Annotated in this window: 5 protein-coding genes; 1 reads left to right on the forward strand and 4 read right to left on the reverse strand. The window is 67.3% G+C overall.

Annotated elements, in window-relative coordinates:
- Positions 1-1,273: peptide chain release factor 3 (locus tag Q0C81_RS16815; protein ID WP_291840671.1), on the reverse strand; the 1,273-nt coding region annotated here is incomplete at its 3' end.
- Positions 1,274-1,454: 181 nt separating this feature from the next.
- On the opposite strand from Q0C81_RS16815, the gene Q0C81_RS16820 reads away from it, so the two are divergent.
- On the forward strand, positions 1,455-1,595 hold the full coding sequence (locus tag Q0C81_RS16820) for a hypothetical protein (protein ID WP_291840675.1): 141 nt from the start codon (positions 1,455-1,457) through the stop codon (positions 1,593-1,595).
- A 9-nt stretch (positions 1,596-1,604) separates the two neighbouring features.
- Here Q0C81_RS16820 and Q0C81_RS16825 read toward each other — a convergent pair whose 3' ends face one another.
- The 3 genes from Q0C81_RS16825 to Q0C81_RS16835 all read right to left on the reverse strand — a co-directional run.
- Entirely contained in the window at positions 1,605-3,164 is a 1,560-nt protein-coding gene (locus Q0C81_RS16825; protein ID WP_291840678.1) for a DUF1570 domain-containing protein, read from the reverse strand.
- Positions 3,165-3,249: 85 nt separating this feature from the next.
- Positions 3,250-3,630: a hypothetical protein gene (locus tag Q0C81_RS16830; RefSeq protein ID WP_291840681.1), complete on the reverse strand. Its 381-nt coding sequence runs from the start codon at positions 3,628-3,630 to the stop codon at positions 3,250-3,252.
- A gap of 160 nt (positions 3,631-3,790) precedes the next feature.
- A partial coding sequence (locus Q0C81_RS16835; protein WP_291840684.1) for a four helix bundle protein occupies positions 3,791-4,187 on the reverse strand: 397 nt, incomplete at its 5' end.

Genomic DNA, 4,187 nt, shown 5'->3' on the forward strand with positions numbered 1-4,187 from the left:
GTTTGGCCTTGAGCGGGTCCCTGACCCGGACGCGCTGCAGGATTTCGGGAGCGAAATTGGGCAGGCCGGCGAAGCGGATCAGGCCGCTCTCGGACAGGCTGTCGCCGACGCGCAGGACGCCGTGGTTGGGGATGCCGATGACGTCGCCGGCATAGGCGTCCTCGGCCAGTTCGCGGTCCGAGGCGAAGAACATGATGGGGGCGTTCACCGACAGCTGCTTGCCGGTGTTCTGGACCTTCAGCTTCATGCCGCGCTTGAACGAGCCGGAGGCCATGCGGAACATCGCGATCCGGTCGCGGTGGTTGGGGTCCATGTTGGCCTGGACCTTGAAGACGAAGCCGGTGACCTCGGCCGAGCCGGGCTCGACGGTCAGATCGACCGGAGCGGGGGCGTTGCGGGTCTCGGGCGGGGCGGCCTTCTGGGCCTTCATCACCTTGGGCGCGGGCGCCCACTCGCCGATGGCCTTCAGCAGTTCGTCGATGCCGAAGTGGCGCAGGGCCGAGCCCCACAGCACGGGGGTCATGTGGCCTTCCAGGAAGGACTGGCGGTCGAAGGCGGGATAGCCGGCCTCGACCAGTTCCTGCGCCTCCAGCAGGGCCTCATGCTCGCCCGCCTCGAAATACCGGGCGGCGTCCGCCAGCGGCAGGGCCTCGGGGTGGGGCACGTCCTCGGTCGAACCGGCGGGCTTGCGGGCGTAGGGCTGGAACCGGCCGGTGCCCATCTCGACCATGCCGCGCAGGCGGTTGCCGCTCTCGGCCGGCCACCAGATCGGCGCGGGGTCCAGCTGCAGGCGGCTGGCGATTTCGTCCAGCAGGGCCATCGGGTCCTGGGCCTCGCGGTCCAGCTTGTTGATGAAGGTGATGATCGGGATGTCGCGCAGGCGGCAGACCTCGAACAGCTTCAGCGTCTGCGGCTCGATGCCCTTGGCGGCGTCCAGCACCATGATGGCGCAGTCGGCGGCGGTCAGGGTGCGATAGGTGTCTTCCGAAAAGTCCTCGTGCCCGGGGGTGTCGAGCAGGTTGAACATCTTGCCGTCGTGCTCGAACGTCATGACCGAGGCGGAGACGGAGATGCCGCGTTCCTTCTCGATCTTCATCCAGTCGGATTGCGTCCGCCGGTTCTCGCCCCGCGCCCGCACGGCGCCCGCCGCGCGGATGGCGCCGCCCGACAGCAGGATGTGCTCGGTCAGCGTCGTCTTGCCGGCGTCAGGGTGGGCGATGATGGCGAAGGTCCGGCGGCGGCCGGCTTCTTCGGGGAGAGTGAGCTTTGACATTGGACGCGCGACCTAGCGCGGACCGGGCCGAAAGTCACCCGATGCGGGGCTTTCCGCGGGTCTGGTCTGTCACCGAAAGTGATTATCCCTTGGCAACGAAGGGATATTGGGATCATTGTCCTGTCAGGCGAGACGTCCGGTCACGCAATCGGGCGCCGCCTTTGGAAACGAAGGAACGGACATGGCCCTGCATCACCCCCTCGACGACCGCCCCGCCGCTCGCGAAGGCGGCCCGCATCCCGCCCTCTGCCTGACGCTCGGCTTCGCGGTCATCGTCGTCGGCGCGATCGTGGTGCACATCGTCTTCAACACCCTGGTCTGAGACCGGGCGTCAGTCTTCCGAAGCCGGCGGCGCCTCGGGGGCTTCCGGCTCGCCCGCGTCCGGCAGAGCATCGGTCGAGATGACTGAGAGGCCCGCCTTTTCCCGCGCCTCGGCCAACAGCTGGCGGACCGCCACGAGACTCTCGCCGCCGTGCGGATTGTTGGCCAACGGGCCCAGCACATAGGCCGCGTCCAGATACCGCCCCTTGGACATCAGCGCCTGGCCCGCCTCGAAAGCGGTCGTTCCCAGCTGAGGAGCCAGACGGAAGGCGGATTCGGCGGTCACGACATCATTGTCCGTTGGGAAGTTGGGCGCCGCCCGCCGATTTTTCAGCATGGCGAGATAGATCCGGTAGTCGAGCGGATCAGCCTGATAGCCCGCGGCCAGATGGACCATCGACTGACGGGTCAGTTGCCGCCGGGCCTCGTCGTCTGAGCTGGCGTCCGCCAGTTCCGTCAGCACGGCCCCCATCAACCAGCGCGCTTCGGCGTCTTCGGGCCAGGCCTCGACGACCCGCTCCAGCGTCGCGCGGGCGCCCTGCAGGTCCTGCGTCTCGCGCTGCAGCTTCGCCAGGGCCACCAGGGGCAGACGATCCGTCGGGTATCGCTCGGCGGCGGCTCGGGCCTGCGCCACGAGAGCGAGTCCATCCTCTTCGTCCAGCGCGCGGGCCGACCTGAGGTCGAGCCACACGGCCGCGGCCGTGCTGCGCGGCAGGGCGACTACGGTCACCGACGCCTCAGGCAGAGCCTCCTGCAGCGTGTACACGGTGATCCCACGGCTGAGGTAGGATCGCAGGTCGGTCCCCAATTGATCGGGCGTCCGGCCAATATGGGTTTCCAACGCCACCGCCGGGTCCTCGCCCCGTGCGACCGCCGCCAGGTACCCTTGCAGTTGCCGGTGCCGCTCGGGCGCGCCGAGCATGTAGTGGGTCAGCAGCCAGGCCTGGGCGTAGTAGGCGGCCGCGCGCCGCTCGGAGCTGAGGGTCAGGCGCGATCTCAGCAGATCGTCCATCGGAACCCAGTCGTTCCGCTGGTTCAGCGCATAGACGCGGCCCGGATTGTGAAGGCCGTATCGGATGCGGCCCATTCGCATGTCGGAGGGTGCGAAGTATTCGGCGAAGCCCTCCACAAACCAGCCCGGATAGACCGCGTTGTGGTACTGGAACATGTAGTGGTGGGCGTACTCGTGGAAGAGAATCTGGTCGCTGCCCTCGCTGGTGTTGTCGACGACGGCGAAGATGCGGTCGTCATGCCGGCTGTAGAAGCCGCCGACGCCTTTGCTGATGGTCGGCCAGATCTCCCGCATGTCGTCCCGGCCGTCGGCCAGATAGATCCACAGCTTGGGGGCGATGACGTCGTCGTTCTCCGGCGGCAGGAACCTCGCCAGCATGGAATGGAAGCGCTCGACCTTTCGGGCGTACTCCGAGATCGCCCGATTGCTGGTGTCGCCGACGATGACGAAATGCTCGGTCTCGGCCTTCAGCCACTCCGCGCGCGCCGGCGCGGCGGCGAACATCGCGAGCGCGGCGACGGCCATGGCTACCGTTCTCAGCAGTGTCGTGAATGTCATGGCCTCACCCCCCGTTCAGCGTCCGGATATTGATACCGGCGGACGGGAGAGAGTCGACCCTTGCGATGTTCGGTTGAGCGCGGCCCTACGCCGCCAGGCGCATCCAGACCGCGCGGTCGGCGGCGACGGCGTCCAGCTTGCCCTTGGTGGCGCGGTTTTTCAGCTGGCGCATGACCGGCTCGGGCAGGGCGCAGAACTGCGGCTCGACCAGGTCGGGATCGCAGCCGGCCGCCGGCGCGGCGAACAGGGCGGCGTTCACGTCCGGCGAGCGGTCGTGGATCAGCCAGGCCAGACGGCGCGCGCGCTGCGGGTCGGTGTGGTGCAGCAGCGGATCCTCGGCGAACAGCTCGCAGCCCAGCTCCAGCACATAGTCCAGATCCAGCGCTTCGAACCGGCGCGCGTCGACGGCCGTGACCGGGCAGGCCTCGTCCAGGTCAAACACGACGTCGTTCAGAAGAAACAGCATCCGGAAACACCCACCATCACGCCGGGCTCATTCGGCCCGTTGAAGGTGACCATAGGCGCCCGGGCTTGCGGTTCCGTGTGCGAACGCGGTTAAGGATTTCGCACCGGCGGCGGGGGCGTGAAGGAGTGGTTAGGGATGAGGGGAAGGGAGGGGCTAGGGGTTAGGGGTTAGGCCCTAGGGGAGGAAGGTCCAGCTTCTGTTTGAGCCCGGTCAACATGCGCCCGACCTCCTCAGCGGTGTTGAGGCTTGATCGCGCCTCCGCTGTTTTAAGATGGCCGACCCGGACAGCGAGCAGCAGGAACGTTTCAACCTCGGCTAGCGAACCGCGTGCGATCCCGATGAACCGTGCATAGTCCTTGCGGCTGCCGCGCTGATACCCCTCGGCGATATTGGCCGGTACGGATGCGGCTGCGCGCTGCATCTGGCTGATCATTCCGTACAGCTCGCTCTTCGGCATCTGCTTGCACAGATCGTAGACCATGGCGGCGAGATCCATCGCCTTGGCCCAGACTCTCAACTCGACATACCCCCGCATTTCCAGCTCCTCCCTAGCCCCT

The sequence above is a fragment of the Brevundimonas sp. genome (genome assembly GCF_023259385.1).
Taxonomy (GTDB): Bacteria; Pseudomonadota; Alphaproteobacteria; order Caulobacterales; family Caulobacteraceae; genus Brevundimonas.

Excerpts from the sequence above, each read along its gene's own strand:
- Q0C81_RS16820 (WP_291840675.1), top strand. The coding sequence starts at position 1,455 with ATGGCCCTGCATCACCCCCTCGACGACCGCCCCGCCGCTCGCGAAGGC.
- Q0C81_RS16825 (WP_291840678.1), bottom strand. The coding sequence starts at position 3,164 with ATGACATTCACGACACTGCTGAGAACGGTAGCCATGGCCGTCGCCGCG.
- Q0C81_RS16830 (WP_291840681.1), bottom strand. The coding sequence starts at position 3,630 with ATGCTGTTTCTTCTGAACGACGTCGTGTTTGACCTGGACGAGGCCTGC.